Below are 14,351 nucleotides of genomic sequence, written 5' to 3'. Positions count from 1 at the left end.
CGAGAGTATACATCATTCATCCTTCTAAAACTTCCTCACATACCGCTCAGTACAACTTAGCAGCTGACATCCGTTCTTTTCAAAAACATCCTTCATCCACTCATTTTGTACATTTGCCTCACCGATATAATAAGAGGCACCTATTTCCTTTAAGACAAACATTGCCCCTGTAAAGAATGCTGCTTCATACCCTTTATTTCGCATATTTGGAGCGACTGCGAAATACATGAGTTTTCCTTCTTCTAACGTACCTCTCTCAATATGCGGGATTACAATTCCGATCGGCTCTTCATTAATACTCGCGGTTAAACAATGTTCTTTCCACTGCTCCCCGATTTCTTGTAGCATCATATTTACAAATTGATCGTAAGTGACTTGTTCTTCCGTCATTTCACTCCAAAGAGAATAAAAAGTATCTTCTCCTACTTCTTCAATCAGCTTAAAATCAATTTCACTTTCTACATCTTCTACTTCATATATATCCTTACATACAATCCTGTTTTTAGTAACATATTCAAATGAATGCGTTTCGAAACATTTCTTATACACATCATAATTTGGACTTTTTGAAGAGATCTCAAATTGTAAGTTTTCTATTCCCTCTTTTTCAGCCTCAGTAACGCAATATTGCATTATTTCTTCTAATTGCGCTTCTGTAAAAGGCTCTGCATTATTTTCTTTTATCATGATAGAAGAAGCATTTCTTCTTATTTTAAAGTTTTTTTCAAACTGTTCTATAGTCGTCATATTCTTCCCTCATCTATGTCATAATCGAATTTCTACTTGTTCTCCTTGCATGAGCAGGATTGTCCTTGAATATATAGAATACTAGAAAAGATCGCATCTTTAAAGTGCGGAGGAGGTTCTCCATTGGATATTACAGCGCTGCAACAACAGTTAGAGCTTATACAACAAAATGACTATACGCAACTGCAACATATAGATATAGATGAGTTAACGCTCAATATGCTTCAGTTTATCGGAACGACTGATAGTTACGTTCGTTACCAACTTATCTATAAATGTTTTGCTCATTTTATTCATCATGAATTCCTTATGGATGATCAATTGAAATTGCTTTTACATACTTGTTTACGTGATGAGTATTTATATTGTGACATTTACTCCCCACATACAGATGGGGTTTTCACACGTTCTTACACTGTTTCGCTACTTGCGTTAATACTCCAATTCGCTAATTCGCACTACTTTTTTACAGAGGAGGATATCGAAGAAATAAAAAACAAACTCATTACATACACAAACTTAGAAACAGATTTTCGAGGCTATATCGAAAATAAAGGATGGGCTCATTGCCTTGCCCACGTATCTGATGCCTTTACTGAAATTGTTCACAATTCTTATACGACCTTTGAATGGTATGAAGAATTAATTCATTGCTTATTAAATAAAATCTTCATTCCATCTGACCTTTTTCATAATAACGAAGATGAACGAATTGTTACGCCATTACTAGCAATGCTGTATCATGACTTTCCGCAAGACGAGTTAATTTCTATTATTCATAAAAAAATAAAAAGGCTTCCCCAAATTAGAAAACGCCTTTCACTTAATGAGTATTGTATTTTATGTGCCAACATTAAAACCTTTTTACGCACTTTATTTTTCAGAACGAAAGATGATCATAACTTAGCCTTTACAGCACGTAAAACAGAAAGAATGTTAAAAGAACTTCCTAATTACTATTAAAAACAAGGAGTCAAAACATGGGTTATATTGAAGACATGAGAAATTTAGTAGGAAATCATCCACTTATTTTAATAGGTTCGCACGCCATTATAGTAAATGAAAAAGGTGAAGTATTACTGCAGCTCCGCACAGACTTTAACCGCTGGGGCATTATTGGCGGCGCATTAGAATATAACGAAACATTAGAAGACGCTTTAAAGCGAGAAGTATATGAAGAAACTGGACTTATTATTAAAAATCCAGAACTATTCCGTATATACTCTGGACCAGATTACTTTCAAATCTATCCAAACGGCGATCAAGTACACGGTGTACTCGTTGTTTATATTTGCCGCGAATTCCACGGTGAGCTTGTATGCGATCATACGGAATCGAAAGAACTACGCTTCTTTCCACTTGATGAGTTACCTAGTAACCTTCCTCCTGTTATTGAAAGAATTATTCAGGAGTTTCAGCAATCCAATTTATACGTGAAATAGAATGGCTCTTCCTTTCATTTTATATAGCAATATAAAGACCTCATTTCTCGTCATGATAACGCGAAATGAGGTTTTTATCGTTTGCCGTAAATAAAACGTTAGATCGTTATCTCAATCTGATTTCCTTCAGGATCACTTACTACACTTTCATAGTAACCATCCCCTGTAGTACGCGGGCCGTTTAACACAGGGTATCCCGCTTCTCTTAATGTATTAGTTAATTCGTTCACTTTTTCTTTACTACCTACAGAAAAAGCAATATGCGCATATCCTATTGTTTGCGTTTGTACTTTCTCGTCTATCCCTACCTGTCTCATAAGTTCTAGACGCGCACCACCTTCAAAAGTTATGAAATAAGATTCAAACTGCTTTTTCTGATTGTGATATAAGCTATTTTCTTCACCATTAAAGTACTGTTTATAGAAATCACGCATTCCTTCTAAATCATTCACCCAAATTGCTACATGTTCAATTTTCATAATCGCCATCTTTTCTTTTATGTTATTCAACTGACAATTGGATGCTTCATTGCCAGCACATTTAATTTTCTTTATTTGTTTTCGTAATCATAAGATCCAGTCCAAGGCTTTTTAACCCATACAAATAATCTTCTTTCCAATTACTCACTGTTATTTTCGGAATATGTTCCGCCGGAATGTACTGCGGACAACTTTTTACAATTTGATCTATTACAAATTGGTTCACTTCATCATCACAGAAGATGAATCCATGAGGGTTAATAATAGCGATACATGTAGCTATTAAACGGGTAATAGCATCTATATTATATTTCTCTGGATTATTGGAATTTTTAACTTCGTCTTCACTTCTCAAAGCTTGCAAGAAATTTTTATTATCGTACTGCGGGACGAAAGATATCTCTCCTGAGAAAAATGTACTTCCGCGTACGACATCTCCATTTACCATAATCCCCGCACCTGGGCCATTTTGACCTGAATATAAATATACAAGAGAGGAATTGTCGTTATTTCCAGTTCCTTTATAATAACCGAGCACTGCGGCATTCATATCGTTTTCTATTACTACAGGTATAGAAAACAGATCCTCCAAATGACTTTTCAAATTAAAATTTTGGAACTTTTCATAACCAGGTATATAAAAAATTCGGCCATTATCAACCGAACCGGGCACACCAATTGATATAGAGCTTATTTTCGGGAATGTAGCTATAAGACTTTCAATATGTTTAGATAATAGATTCACGCCAGTGTCAACTAATACACTTGAAGTACTTCCTTGCTCTTTTACTTCCCCTAAACAGTTAAAAATTGTATAGTTTGTCTCATTTTTTTCTAAAAATATCGCTAAACCTAACATATATTCCGGATTATAAGCATATCGTTTCGCTCTTCTTCCACCACTTGAATCATCTAGACCGACTAAAGTGACTTCACCGTCTTGTTTCATATTTTCTATAAATTTACTTATCGTTGGAAAACTAATTTCTAATGTATTACTAAGTTCAACTTTCGTTGCACTACCTCGCTCTAGAAGAGCTGTACGAATGCCGCGAAGAATCGTCTCTTTAATCGATTTTTGAGTAACAAATTGTTCACTCAAATCGCTCACCACCTTAATCAACATACTTATTAAACACTTTTAATAAGTTGCGTTGACAATATATCATACATCATTTTCTAAAGCAATAGAGATGATATATTTCTACTAGCGGCACTCCGTATTTAACTCGATGTATTCTCTCTCGTAACAGACGATACAATTCCAGACAAGATAACAAATAATAAAACAGCTAGCAAGGCATTACCTATTCCGAACGCTTCTCCAAGTATGCCTAAAAATGGTGGACCGACTAAAAACGCTATATAATCGATGATAGAAACTGCAGCAAACCCAACACTTGGCAAAGTAAATAAGAGGAATAGAGCGTTTCGAGAGGCAAGTAATGTCTTTATACGATTGTTCATACTATCTTTAACGCCTTCCACATTGTCTATACGATAAGACACCTGTTTATTCATGTACCCGTAAAAAACGATTTCTATAAGTCTATCGTTTTAATAACTTTGGCTGGGTTACCACCAACAACTACATTATTAGGTACATCTTTTGTCACAACTGCCCCTGAAGCAATTACAGCGTTGTCTCCAATTGAAATACCAGGGTTAATTATAGCTCCCCCGCCAACCCAAACATTGTTACCAATCTTTACAGGCTTTCCATATTCTTTACCAGAATTCCGTTCCACCGGATGTAAAGGATGAGTGGCCGTATAAATATGGACACCAGGTGCAAACATACAATTATCACCGATTCGAACTTCACAAACGTCTAAAATAACACAATTAAAATTTGCGAAAAAGCTCTTTCCAACATGGATATTGTAGCCGTAATCACAACGAAAATCAGGGTTAATGTGGGTTTTCCCATCAGCTGAAGAACCTAAAAGCTGATTTAATAACGTAAAACGTTGTTCATCTCCTGTCTCCATCGCCTCGTTATAAAGGCGTGTTAAACGTTTTGCCTCCACCCTATCAGCCACTAATTCTTCATCATCCGCAATATACATTTCTCCTGCCAACATCTTTTCCTTCTCCGTTTTCATACAATCATCTCCTTTTTATTATATGGGGTCCACTTATTAAACGACTTTAATAAGTGGTTTTAATTATACTTATTAAACACGTTTAATAAGTAACCCTATATTAGCATACTTTTTCATATATGCAACTAATAAGTTTGAAAAAGAAATGCGAACTCCTTACTTCACCTAATGATATTACTTGGTGGCATTTAACTAATATCACGCACTATACTTTGTTTTTCATTAAAACCGTTGAGACTCAAATTCTCTCCTTTAGGGGCTATACTATACATTTATTAATGAGCACACCAATATGCAAATCAATTGTTAATAAAAAAGAGCTAAAACAGATAATACTGTTTTAGCTCTTTTTTTCACGTATTCAACTTAACAAATCGATAACCGTGCGTAACCAACACTTTTAATATCGCATATCCTGGGATCGCTAAAATAATCCCCATAATTCCAAATAAATTTCCGGCAGTTAAAATAATAAAAATGATAGTAATTGGGTGAATATCTAGCTTTTTCCCCATGACCTGCGGAGAAATAAATTTACCTTCTGCTAATTGCACAACCATCATAACAATAATTACCTTTAAAACCATCCCTGGCGAGTCAATAAACGCGATAATTAATGCTGGTGTAATTGCAATGATTGGTCCTACGTATGGAACGATATTTACAATCATCGCTAAAATAGCGAGTAATACTGCATATTTAATACCAATAATAAGGTAACCGATTAATAGCATAATACCGATAAACAAGCTAACGATAATTTGACCTCTAATATACGAGCTAATCGCATAATGCATATCATCTAGTATTCTCATCGCTGCTGGGTGTCTTTGTTCTGAAATAAACTTTAAGAAGTGATTCGGTAATTGCTCACCATCTTTTAAAAGATAGAACAATATAAACGGAACCATTACAAACGTTAAAACGACCTCTGTAACAGTACTTAAAAATCCAGTTACATTTCCTGTTACTGATGATAACGACTTCGTAAAATCAACTGTGTAGTCTTTTACCATACTCGCTACATCAATATTTAAATTCTCCTGAATTTTGCTTAGTAAATTACTTTCCCCAAATCTACGTGCTGCTCGTTCAATTTCATGACCGAAATACGGTAAGTTATCTATCAACGCATCGATTTGATCTTTAATAATTGGGATTACTGTTACAACTAAAAATACAAATAATCCTAGTACTATTATATATATAGAAGCTATTGATACGATTCTTGAAACACCTTTCTTTTCTAAAAGCGAAACGAATGGATGCAATATATAAAATAGCACGCCCGCTAATAATACTGGGAAGAAAATTGTTTTTAAAAAGACGATAAACGGTGTAAAAACAAATGATATTTTTGTTAGTAATAAAATATTAATGAACAATAGTGCAAACCCAAGTAACACCGCTAAATAATTGTGTTCTCTAAAAAACCTTTTCAGCTTATCTCTTTTTCTTATATTTATTTTTTCCAACGAAACCACCTCTTCGAATGATGAAAAGCCCTTAGTCAGGGCTTTTCATCATAATCTATATATCTATTTCTTTGCAGCTTTCACTACAAATGATACAATAAGAATTAAAACGATTGCTCCTAATAATGCTGGCACAACATGAATCCCACCAAAAGATGGCCCAAAAGATCCAAATAATCTACTGCCTAACGAAGCACCTAATAAACCTGCGATAATATTGCCGAACATACCACCTGGGAAATTTTTACCCGTTATAGAACTAGCAATTGCACCTATAATAGCACCAACTATTAATGTGATAATCCATCCCATTTTTAGTCCTCCATTTCTATTATGGTGTATTTCTTTTTGATACTAAATTATTATGTAACTATTATAATTATTATATCCAATAAAGAAAAATGTTGTCAAATCTATGAAAATAAAGTCTACAAGGAGGTTTTACCCTATGATTCAAAAATTAATAACAATTTCTCACAACACGGCTACTTCTATTTTAAATATTCAAATACCCGCTTATGAAATCGAGGCAAAATATATAAATAGTACAGCTATCCCTCGCCTTTATGATACTGTAGCCGATATTCAATCATGTGATGAAATTTTCTACGGCTATTTTTATGAAGATACACTTGCTGGGTTTATTTCTTTTAAAATGGATGAAGAGGAAGTTGATATTCATCGTTTAGTCGTATCCCCTGATCATTTTCATAAAGGAATTGCTACAAAACTACTACTTTATGTATTTGACATGTTCTCCCCTTCCAAAACATATATTGTACAAACAGGGAAAGAAAATACACCTGCTCTGTCTTTATATAAAAAACATGGCTTTATTGAAGTAAAGGATATCATATTACCCGATGGAGTGGTTTTAACCTCACTTAAAAAATCAGAAAACAACAAATAGTTTGACTCATCAATTTATTTATGTTATCTTTTATTTTATAAAACCTTTTGCTGAGTCCGAAATTTGGAGCGGGGGAACCATTTTTGTAGCTTTGCTACTTGGGGCGAATCTTTTTTAAGTAGGGAAACTCTCACTTCCCGAGTCCGACAGCTAACCTCGTAAGCGTAATGGGAGAGGAAGGTGCTTTTTGCCTATGTTACACATTTTGCCTCCTTAATTATAAATGTGGGATCGATACCAAATAGTCACCTATATTTATAGAAAAGGAGAAATGTAAAATGTTACGTTTATCTGATCACGCTATAAAAATGATGGAGCAAAGACTTCGACTCGAACAACACCGCACATATCAAGCAAATAAAGTTGTAGATAACTTACATCACAAATACTTCTTTCAGCATATTTTTCAACCGAAAAGATAAAGAAATGGTTCATTTAACATCAAAAACACAAGGTGTGTCTAAAAAGACATTCCTTGTGTTTTTGATATTTCTTATACTATTCTCACTACGTTTAAGCTTGCTATAAGCAAATATATACATTCTTATAATCATACAAGATTTCAAAAGAAAAAATTAAATAACCTGAGTCCATATAAATTTAGAACTCAGATTGCTTCGTTATGTTTTTTAATTATGGTTTACTTGATAGGAGTCACTGCAGTGTTAACTCTCCCCTCTACTTAGCAATAAACCGATTTACTTTAATTACGTTTTTCATTTCAATACGTGGTGTTACACCCTGAACCCAATCTAGGTCAAATCCAAGCCAATCTTCTTCTGAGCTTTTTAACCAATTAAAATCAAAAATATTGGACCATGAAGATATCATTTCTTCTTCAGAAAATCCGTCTTCTTCTAATTGATTATATTCTTCTTCTGTCTGAGTTAATAGCCACTTGTTTAAAACACAATGCCAAGAGTCAAAACATGACCAAAGAATATCCTCATCTGGTATGTCTAATGTAATGATAACACCTTTTTGACCTTTAGGTAGCATCCCTGGTCGGTTCTGATCTGGTCTTTTATGCCAAAGCCATACAGGATAAGTTGAACCATCATAATTAGGAAGCCTTTCTTTCATTTGCTCCATCATCCAAGCATATGAAGATTTAAATTCTGGCCAAACATATTTTTCATTACCGCTATAAAAACCGTCTTCTCGCATTTTTCTATATATATGAAGAGGTTTAACTGTGTGTACTATCAAACAAACACTTCCCATCTAACTATTAATCATCTCTTATTATAATACACACAAAAAAATCAACCCATCAAACAAGACGGGTTGACTATATAGATTTTACAATGGGCTCCTTTTATAATATATTACTTTCTCGCCTTAATAATAAAAGTAGTTGGCACCATTCTAGCTTTATATAAAGAATAATATTTCGTAGAAGGTTCCGCTAATTCTTCAGCAAATGAGCTAGCTGGTTCAGGCTCTTCAATCCTCTCAATTGTAAAACCAACTCTATTTAACTCATTTATGTATGTACTCATTTTTCTTTTATATAACGTTGCTTGTACATTTTCCCCTTTAAATGTTTCAAACGTAATAGGAGTTTCCTCATGATAAGACGAGCTTAAAGCAATCTCCTCTGTTCCATACATTAAGTTTGAATATACGGGATGCTCCCAGCTAAAAATAAAACTTCCTCCTGGCTTTACATATGAATAAATTAGTTCCAACGTTTTTCTTAAGTTCGAAGTCCAACCTAATGCATAAATGGAATATACAATATCAAAATATTCTTTCGGAATATCTCCTTCTTCTTCCATCGCTCCGCATACTAACTTTGGATTCCAACACTTTAACGTTTCATTCGCTGTTTTAATTTGTTCACTTGAAAGATCAAGACCCCATACTTCCTCTGCCCCGTGCTCTGCCATATATTGTAACGAATGCCCACTTCCACACCCAATATCAAGAACCTTTTTATTTCTGATTGAATCGAACAAATGAATCTCATCTTCAGACGCTGTATACGGACCATATTTCGGTAAACAATCCACTTGAAAGAAATATGGTGCAACTGTATCCCAACACTTTTTATTTAAAGCTAACATCTGTGTACTTTTCATATCCTTCATTCCCCCATCCTATTTTCTTCCCCTAATATTAATTACACATCATAACCCGATCTCCCTTTTCTCTTCGCCCGGTAATTTTTCACTTTCGCAATCGTTCCGCACGCTCTTCCTCCTTCTTCTCCAGCATACATACCACACCATCTTTTGCTTCCATTTCGCGAATGATCATAAAATACCCACCGACAATCTGGACATGCTTTTAACCTTCCCCACAAATTTTCTTGAATTGACATTAACACAATGCTTAAAACTTTTGTATATACATTCTCTTCGTGCACAGGCCTATATGTAATACCTTTCATATCTTCCTTTACCTGTACATGAAATGGGTATTTCTCTAACCATTTTTGCAACGATCCTTCGCCTTCAATTGCCACCCGAATATCTTCTCGAAAACCTTTTAATTCCTCTATCGTATGAAAAGGGAGCTCTTCATGAAAATATTCTTTCATAAAGAGCTTTATATCTTCTTCTGTTTGCAGCAAATCAATTGGCTCTCTCGTATCGTTTGGTACTTTCCATGTATTTAAAAATTCCCGAATATATTCTAGTTCATTTGGTGCGTTCTGATTCAATTCCATTCACCTTCTTCTTAAAATTTACTTTTTTCTGACTTTATGTATAATTATAATATAAAACAGTTAACCATCAAAATATTTTACTGGTTACAATATTAGGAGGAGTTTTATGAAAAGTTTCTCAATACCGATACGTTTCATGCTTATTTCTTCATTTTTTATGTCTTTTGGATATTTTGCAGTATACGCATTTTTAGCTATTTATCTATTAACCTTTCTCCATTTTTCAGCTGTTCAAGTAGGAACAGTGTTGACGATTATGACAATCACATCAAGAGTTATCCCATTATTTTCAGGATTAATTGCTGACAAAATCGGCTATATCATTATGATGATAGCCGGATTATTTTTAAGAGGAATCGGATTTATCGCTTTAGGAATATGTTCTGATTTCTATACAATTTCTATTTCTTCTGCACTTATTGGCTTCGGAACTGCATTTTACGAACCTGCTGCTCGTGCCATATTCGGCTCACAACCAGCTCATATGAGAAAAAATTTATTTACACATTTAAACCTTAGTTTTAATTGCGGTGCAATAATCGGACCAATTGCAGGAGGGTTCTTACTTTTACTCGATCCAATTTATGCTTTCTCTCTAACAGGATCTCTTATGCTGTTATTCGCTTTTATCTTTTACTTACTTAAAAATCACTTCCAAGTCACTACTGAAAACACGTCTATTACATTAGGAATACAGGCCATCTTACAAAACAAGTCTTTCCTTCTGTTTTCATTTATCATGATTTCCTTCTATATTATGTTTACTCAGCTTACTGTCGCACTTCCACTTCATATGAAAAACATTAGTAATAGCAACCAACTCGCTACATTAGTTATTACGATAAATGCAATAACAGGCGTCATATTTATGGTATTATTCCGAAAACTATTTCACAAATACAACACACTTTCGATTATTAAATATGGTGTTTTATTAATGAGTATTTCCTTTTTACTCATTCCTTTATTTCAACACCCATATTGGCTATTTATTTGTGTAATTTTATTTACAATCGGTGAAACACTCGTATTACCTAACGCTGATATCGCTATTTCAAATTACAGTAATGAATCATATACAGCTACTTACTTCGGATTTTATCAACTATCACTCGCATTTGGTTTTATCATCGGTAATTATACCGGTACATCTTTTACATCCAACTTAAACGGAATGTATACACCATGGCTTATTTTTGGCGGAATAGGGCTTATTGGTTTTATTTCACTACATATTTTAAATATTAAAAAAGGAGACTCTAAAGAGGATGGATATATACCTATGTAATACAAGCGACCTATAATGAAAAAGATTCGACCGTCATATGTGACAGTCGAATTTTTTTATTCTTCATATTCAAGATGATTATGTCTTTTACAACCAAATAAATAGCAAGCCCCTATATAATCCGTTTCAAATTCTAACTCTGGAACATATCCAGATTTGATACGTTCTATCATTTTTTTATAACAATTATTCTCTTCTGTATATTCCTCAATTAACTCTTTCTTATCGTTTTCCGTCCAGTTTTCTTCTACTTCTTCATTCTGGACATCTTCTATTTCTGCTGTCTTCGCTTCGATAGATTCCCGTATAACTTCATTTATACGGGAGAAATTATTAGCTTTATATAGAGCATACACAAACCTACTAATCCAGTTAGGACTTTTCCAAACTTCTTTGTATCCCTTTTCGAACCATTCAATTGCTTCGTTATAGCAATTCAACTCAACATATAAATCTGCTATATTAACTTTTCCTAAAAAATCATCAGATTTCCTGTTAAAAGCATCTAACTTCTCTTTCGCTTCTGTCGTTCGCTCTAAATCAATTAAACATTTTACATAGCAATACATGATATAGTCCGAATCCCCTGCAACTCGCAAGAAAAATTTCGAAGCTTCTTCCAGCTCTCCAAGGTTATAATGCGCTACAGCTACATTGTGATATGCTTCATCGGATGGTTGAATCGAAATAGACTTTTGTAATACTTCTTTCGCTTCTGTCCACTTTTCTTGTTTTATGTAAATGTCCCCTAAAATGTTATAAGGGAAGTATGAGGAAGGATTCAACTTAACAACTTCTTTTATTAATTCCAGAGCTTTATCGTCATTTTCTTCCTCGTAAAAGTACATCCAAGCAAGATTATTGAGCGATTGTACGTCTCTAGATTCATGTACTGCTTGTTGAAACAGTTCCATTGCTTCCTCATATTCATTTTGTTCAAACAGTTCAATTGCCTTCTCGTTAATGTTCAAGTAACTACCTCCGAAGTGAATGAATTCCTCTATTCCCTATCATTATTGTAAAATGTAAAAATTGTAATTTCTACAAAAATTTCTTTCTCTTGTCTACATTTCGATTGAAATAGAAGCTAAAACACACGAATGTACAACAATAAATAAACTTCTTAATTTCCCTTAGATTTGATATACAGCCTGTTTCAATTTACATATTATGGTACAATTAAATGGAGTGCTAACTAAACATTTGCGTACCTCACTAGCAGTCTAGCAATGCCAAAAATCACTTGAAATCGAGGGATGTTATGAAAAAGAAATTAGCTTTTCTTCTATTCACCGGAATCACATTATCCGGATGTTCAACTATAGCAGAAAATTCTTTAGAAACCGGGAAAGGCAGTATGGAATTATTAACACCAACGATTACAACAAAAGATAATGAATTAGAAATTAAGACTGAAGGTATTGATGAAAATAAAGTAACTTTTATTTATGTTGCCAATAAAAAAGTATTGGCACAAAAAATAAAGAATGGTGAATCCTACAAAGTTAACATTAAAGATATCGAGCACGCTCATAGGACAGATTACAAACCAAAAGTCCAACTTTTGCAAACGAAAGATGATACTCAAGATGGAGACATGGTAACCTTTAAACAAGTTAGATATACAGTTAAAAAAAATTAATTTTATAGGTATTTCATTATAAATGTAACGAAGGAAAATTCACTTTTAACAGAGGGTAAATGTAAGGGGTGCTAGCATGAAAAGAAGATGGATTTATTGGTGGATTGGTAACATATTTTGGATTATAACGTTCGGGATATTGACAGCTATCATTTGGCTAAGAGAGGTTGATGGGACCGGTGTTACTCAAACACTTGAGCTGAAATTAATTGCCTTTATCGTTTTATTAATTGCATTTATATTACCACTAATTATTCAATTTGTATGGTTAATTGTTAATCTGAGAAAGAGTAGAAAAAAATAATCCATAAAAAAGAGAGGAATCTATTTTAATGTAGATTCCTCTCTTTTTTATATAGGGATTATGACATGCTTTTACAGCTGCACTACTCCCTTTTCCTTACGATGCATGTTCATCTTTCTTCTTCATTAACGCTCTTTTCTTCATCGCCTTCGTTAAATATCCACCTTTAAATGAACGGATTTCATAAGAAGACATAAAGGCTTTCGGTGCAATTTCATTAATAATTTCTAACAGTTCTTTTTCTCTAGAACGCTTTGCAACGATATCTAAGCGATAACGTATAGAATTAATACCTTCGCCTTCAAACACTGTAACGCCAAATCCAGAGTGACGCAATTCATCTACTAATTCATTACAACGGTCTAGTAAACTAACTTGATACGTAATATAACCAATTGCTAATTTATTCTCTATATAACCGCCTAATAATAGTCCCGCACTAAAGCCAATGACATAGGCAACGATGTTCATCCAATTTGATAAATCTTGAAACACAATACCTAAACTGACAATGTAAATAGCTCCTTCTAACAATCCAACACCAGCAGCGGATCTTGTTTGGTTCTTTACAAGCAAAATCGTACGGATTGTCAAAATTGGAACGTAAATAATTTGAAGCACAAAAATAAGTAACGCTTGTAACATTGGTATCCACCTCTTTCAAAAAGTCTTTTGTCATAATAACATACATAACCTTTAGAAATCGATGGGTTTTTAAATTTTTTTACATTATTTTTCATACTATTGAAAAACGCAAAAAAGAAGCGTATTATATTTGTCGTAAATTTAATTCCTTTCATTAACTCGCTTAAACTCAAAAAAGGAACCCCATTAGGTCCCTTTCATCATAGCTCTATGTTTTTTGAAGCATGTTCCCTTTGCTTCTCTTCTTCTTTCACTAACTGCATATTTGCATAAGCTAAATTCGCAATCATTAAAAAGTGACCACCTAAAATGCCTGTACCAAATGCCCACATTTCCATTTCATGCTCAATTTCATACATGATGATAGCTCCTAAAATGGCAGCTGCAAATCGGTTTAAAACCCCTAATCCTGGAGCCTTTTCCTTCATTACGATACTTTTCCCTAGTTTCTCCACTCTACGAGCTAATAACCAAAGACAATATGCACTTACAGCTAATCCGATACCAAATCCTGTTACTTGTTTTCCAAACGGAGTAATCGTCCACATAAGTAGTAAACCACTAAAGATCACATACAATTGTAATCGATATACACGTAAGGCTGCTTGAATCAAAATATCCGCTCCTAATTTTGCATTTT

Annotated in this window: 21 protein-coding genes and 1 riboswitch; of the genes, 8 read left to right on the top strand and 13 right to left on the bottom strand. The window is 33.8% G+C overall.

Going from position 1 to position 14,351, the window contains the following annotated elements; all coding sequences use genetic code 11:
• Nucleotides 1-24 precede the first annotated feature (24 nt).
• Nucleotides 25-747: a GNAT family N-acetyltransferase gene (locus tag ACXY7N_RS11330; RefSeq protein ID WP_488592410.1), complete on the bottom strand. Its 723-nt coding sequence runs from the start codon at nt 745-747 to the stop codon at nt 25-27.
• A 123-nt stretch (nt 748-870) separates the two neighbouring features.
• Here ACXY7N_RS11330 and ACXY7N_RS11325 point away from each other — a divergent pair, with 123 nt between their 5' ends.
• Nucleotides 871-1,710 carry a DUF2785 domain-containing protein gene (locus ACXY7N_RS11325; protein WP_016087025.1) on the top strand — a complete coding sequence of 280 codons (840 nt, stop codon included), beginning with the start codon at nt 871-873 and terminating at the stop codon, nt 1,708-1,710.
• A 17-nt stretch (nt 1,711-1,727) separates the two neighbouring features.
• The gene (locus tag ACXY7N_RS11320) at nt 1,728-2,189 is read left to right on the top strand and encodes an NUDIX hydrolase (RefSeq protein WP_488592409.1); all 462 of its coding nucleotides are present in this window, start codon (nt 1,728-1,730) and stop codon (nt 2,187-2,189) included.
• A gap of 98 nt (nt 2,190-2,287) precedes the next feature.
• Here the strand turns inward: ACXY7N_RS11320 and ACXY7N_RS11315 are convergent, their stop codons facing one another.
• The 6 genes from ACXY7N_RS11315 to ACXY7N_RS11290 all read right to left on the bottom strand — a co-directional run bounded on the left by ACXY7N_RS11315 (nt 2,288) and on the right by ACXY7N_RS11290 (nt 6,560).
• The gene (locus ACXY7N_RS11315) at nt 2,288-2,668 is read right to left on the bottom strand and encodes a VOC family protein (protein ID WP_033659732.1); all 381 of its coding nucleotides are present in this window, start codon (nt 2,666-2,668) and stop codon (nt 2,288-2,290) included.
• A gap of 61 nt (nt 2,669-2,729) precedes the next feature.
• Nucleotides 2,730-3,770 carry an ROK family transcriptional regulator gene (locus ACXY7N_RS11310; RefSeq protein ID WP_016087022.1) on the bottom strand — a complete coding sequence of 347 codons (1,041 nt, stop codon included), beginning with the start codon at nt 3,768-3,770 and terminating at the stop codon, nt 2,730-2,732.
• Nucleotides 3,771-3,892: 122 nt separating this feature from the next.
• Nucleotides 3,893-4,135, bottom strand: coding sequence for a hypothetical protein (locus tag ACXY7N_RS11305; protein ID WP_223261030.1), 243 nt, complete (start codon nt 4,133-4,135; stop codon nt 3,893-3,895).
• 74 nt (nt 4,136-4,209) lie between these two features.
• On the bottom strand, nt 4,210-4,773 hold the full coding sequence (locus ACXY7N_RS11300; protein ID WP_000845606.1) for a maltose O-acetyltransferase: 564 nt from the start codon (nt 4,771-4,773) through the stop codon (nt 4,210-4,212).
• A gap of 353 nt (nt 4,774-5,126) precedes the next feature.
• Complete coding sequence (locus tag ACXY7N_RS11295; protein ID WP_016087020.1) at nt 5,127-6,248, bottom strand: AI-2E family transporter; 1,122 nt, start codon at nt 6,246-6,248, stop codon at nt 5,127-5,129.
• Nucleotides 6,249-6,311: 63 nt separating this feature from the next.
• On the bottom strand, nt 6,312-6,560 hold the full coding sequence (locus ACXY7N_RS11290; RefSeq protein WP_016087019.1) for a GlsB/YeaQ/YmgE family stress response membrane protein: 249 nt from the start codon (nt 6,558-6,560) through the stop codon (nt 6,312-6,314).
• A 136-nt stretch (nt 6,561-6,696) separates the two neighbouring features.
• Here ACXY7N_RS11290 and ACXY7N_RS11285 point away from each other — a divergent pair, with 136 nt between their 5' ends.
• The 3 genes from ACXY7N_RS11285 (at nt 6,697) to ACXY7N_RS11275 (ending at nt 7,844) form a co-directional block, all read left to right on the top strand.
• A complete protein-coding gene (locus ACXY7N_RS11285; protein WP_016087018.1) occupies nt 6,697-7,158 on the top strand; it encodes a GNAT family N-acetyltransferase in 462 nt (153 codons plus the stop codon).
• Nucleotides 7,159-7,196: 38 nt separating this feature from the next.
• Nucleotides 7,197-7,339, top strand: a riboswitch (cyclic di-AMP (ydaO/yuaA leader).
• Nucleotides 7,340-7,436: 97 nt separating this feature from the next.
• On the top strand, nt 7,437-7,580 hold the full coding sequence (locus ACXY7N_RS11280; RefSeq protein WP_000945246.1) for a hypothetical protein: 144 nt from the start codon (nt 7,437-7,439) through the stop codon (nt 7,578-7,580).
• A 48-nt stretch (nt 7,581-7,628) separates the two neighbouring features.
• Entirely contained in the window at nt 7,629-7,844 is a 216-nt protein-coding gene (locus ACXY7N_RS11275) for an IS3 family transposase (RefSeq protein WP_082181487.1), read from the top strand.
• On the opposite strand, the gene ACXY7N_RS11270 is transcribed toward ACXY7N_RS11275, so the two are convergent.
• From ACXY7N_RS11270 to ACXY7N_RS11260, 3 genes are all read right to left on the bottom strand, one after another.
• The gene (locus tag ACXY7N_RS11270; protein WP_048894620.1) at nt 7,837-8,367 is read right to left on the bottom strand and encodes a DUF3841 domain-containing protein; all 531 of its coding nucleotides are present in this window, start codon (nt 8,365-8,367) and stop codon (nt 7,837-7,839) included. The two genes, ACXY7N_RS11275 and ACXY7N_RS11270, sit on opposite strands and share 8 nt — an antisense overlap.
• A gap of 119 nt (nt 8,368-8,486) precedes the next feature.
• A complete protein-coding gene (locus tag ACXY7N_RS11265; RefSeq protein ID WP_016087016.1) occupies nt 8,487-9,242 on the bottom strand; it encodes a class I SAM-dependent methyltransferase in 756 nt (251 codons plus the stop codon).
• Between the two features lie 41 nt (nt 9,243-9,283).
• Entirely contained in the window at nt 9,284-9,826 is a 543-nt protein-coding gene (locus ACXY7N_RS11260) for a CGNR zinc finger domain-containing protein (RefSeq protein WP_016135018.1), read from the bottom strand.
• A 112-nt stretch (nt 9,827-9,938) separates the two neighbouring features.
• Here ACXY7N_RS11260 and ACXY7N_RS11255 point away from each other — a divergent pair, with 112 nt between their 5' ends.
• The gene (locus ACXY7N_RS11255; protein ID WP_488592408.1) at nt 9,939-11,120 is read left to right on the top strand and encodes an MDR family MFS transporter; all 1,182 of its coding nucleotides are present in this window, start codon (nt 9,939-9,941) and stop codon (nt 11,118-11,120) included.
• Between the two features lie 56 nt (nt 11,121-11,176).
• On the opposite strand, the gene ACXY7N_RS11250 is transcribed toward ACXY7N_RS11255, so the two are convergent.
• A complete protein-coding gene (locus ACXY7N_RS11250) occupies nt 11,177-12,091 on the bottom strand; it encodes a tetratricopeptide repeat protein (RefSeq protein WP_488592407.1) in 915 nt (304 codons plus the stop codon).
• Between the two features lie 272 nt (nt 12,092-12,363).
• On the opposite strand from ACXY7N_RS11250, the gene ACXY7N_RS11245 reads away from it, so the two are divergent.
• Together ACXY7N_RS11245 and ACXY7N_RS11240 are read left to right on the top strand one after the other, a co-directional pair.
• Entirely contained in the window at nt 12,364-12,762 is a 399-nt protein-coding gene (locus ACXY7N_RS11245) for a hypothetical protein (protein ID WP_080117910.1), read from the top strand.
• A gap of 76 nt (nt 12,763-12,838) precedes the next feature.
• On the top strand, nt 12,839-13,066 hold the full coding sequence (locus ACXY7N_RS11240; RefSeq protein WP_016087011.1) for a DUF3923 family protein: 228 nt from the start codon (nt 12,839-12,841) through the stop codon (nt 13,064-13,066).
• 96 nt (nt 13,067-13,162) lie between these two features.
• On the opposite strand, the gene ACXY7N_RS11235 is transcribed toward ACXY7N_RS11240, so the two are convergent.
• Entirely contained in the window at nt 13,163-13,711 is a 549-nt protein-coding gene (locus ACXY7N_RS11235; protein ID WP_000938438.1) for a DUF2179 domain-containing protein, read from the bottom strand.
• 200 nt (nt 13,712-13,911) lie between these two features.
• Nucleotides 13,912-14,325, bottom strand: a complete 414-nt coding sequence (locus ACXY7N_RS11230) for an ATP synthase subunit I (RefSeq protein WP_000613585.1) — start codon at nt 14,323-14,325, stop codon at nt 13,912-13,914.
• Nucleotides 14,326-14,351: the final 26 nt, after the last annotated feature.

This window comes from Bacillus sp. 5w2 (genome assembly GCF_054353775.1).
Note: the sequence above shows the minus strand (reverse complement) of the source record. Positions and strands in the feature narration are given on the sequence as shown.

Excerpts from the sequence above, each read along its gene's own strand:
- ACXY7N_RS11330 (WP_488592410.1), bottom strand. The coding sequence starts at position 747 with ATGACGACTATAGAACAGTTTGAAAAAAACTTTAAAATAAGAAGAAAT.
- ACXY7N_RS11320 (WP_488592409.1), top strand. The coding sequence starts at position 1,728 with ATGGGTTATATTGAAGACATGAGAAATTTAGTAGGAAATCATCCACTT.
- ACXY7N_RS11315 (WP_033659732.1), bottom strand. The coding sequence starts at position 2,668 with ATGAAAATTGAACATGTAGCAATTTGGGTGAATGATTTAGAAGGAATG.
- ACXY7N_RS11305 (WP_223261030.1), bottom strand. The coding sequence starts at position 4,135 with ATGAACAATCGTATAAAGACATTACTTGCCTCTCGAAACGCTCTATTC.
- ACXY7N_RS11300 (WP_000845606.1), bottom strand. The coding sequence starts at position 4,773 with ATGAAAACGGAGAAGGAAAAGATGTTGGCAGGAGAAATGTATATTGCG.
- ACXY7N_RS11290 (WP_016087019.1), bottom strand. The coding sequence starts at position 6,560 with ATGGGATGGATTATCACATTAATAGTTGGTGCTATTATAGGTGCAATT.
- ACXY7N_RS11285 (WP_016087018.1), top strand. The coding sequence starts at position 6,697 with ATGATTCAAAAATTAATAACAATTTCTCACAACACGGCTACTTCTATT.
- ACXY7N_RS11280 (WP_000945246.1), top strand. The coding sequence starts at position 7,437 with ATGTTACGTTTATCTGATCACGCTATAAAAATGATGGAGCAAAGACTT.
- ACXY7N_RS11265 (WP_016087016.1), bottom strand. The coding sequence starts at position 9,242 with ATGAAAAGTACACAGATGTTAGCTTTAAATAAAAAGTGTTGGGATACA.
- ACXY7N_RS11255 (WP_488592408.1), top strand. The coding sequence starts at position 9,939 with ATGAAAAGTTTCTCAATACCGATACGTTTCATGCTTATTTCTTCATTT.
- ACXY7N_RS11240 (WP_016087011.1), top strand. The coding sequence starts at position 12,839 with ATGAAAAGAAGATGGATTTATTGGTGGATTGGTAACATATTTTGGATT.
- ACXY7N_RS11235 (WP_000938438.1), bottom strand. The coding sequence starts at position 13,711 with ATGTTACAAGCGTTACTTATTTTTGTGCTTCAAATTATTTACGTTCCA.